Origin of the sequence: Paraburkholderia sp. SIMBA_053 (genome assembly GCF_046534895.1) — a bacterium.
In the GTDB taxonomy this organism is placed as follows: Bacteria; Pseudomonadota; Gammaproteobacteria; order Burkholderiales; family Burkholderiaceae; genus Paraburkholderia; species Paraburkholderia caledonica.
In genome coordinates this window covers 1-415 of record NZ_JAWRXU010000147.1, presented here as the reverse complement: position 1 = coordinate 415, position 415 = coordinate 1, and the positions used below count along the sequence as shown (strand labels likewise).

Annotated in this window: 1 protein-coding gene; it reads left to right on the top strand. The window is 54.9% G+C overall.

What is annotated here, in order from left to right; translation table 11 throughout:
• The coding region (locus SB753_RS34990) for a hypothetical protein (RefSeq protein WP_410804623.1) at positions 1 to 209 on the top strand (209 nt) is incomplete at its 5' end.
• Between the last annotated feature and the right edge of the window lie 206 nt (positions 210 to 415).

Below are 415 nucleotides of genomic sequence, written 5' to 3'. Positions count from 1 at the left end.
AGGGGAAACGGCGAAAGCCGCCTGAAGGCGATCTGGCGAAATTCGCCGCCTTTCAGATTCTTTTAATGCGAGGTAAGCCGTCTGAAGCGGGGATAGCTTCATTCGGTAAAAGCGCATTGCGGCGCATTGAAGAAAGCGCTTCCATTGCCGATCCGGTTCCGAACGCCGGAAAAGAAAAAGCCGCCTGGGGAGGCGGCTTTTTCATGTGAGAGGCGCAATAACTGTCTTTGAATGACAGCGCAAACGTTCAAGTGAACAAATTACGCAATATGTCGCAGCATCGGCAGAGTTGACCTGTGCAATCCGGCGATCAACCCACTGCCACGCGGCGCAGCATCGGACGGCGCGTCGCTTCCAGCATCGCCGAATAGCTGTCGACATAGTTCTGCGCCATGATCTTCGAGCTGAAACGGCG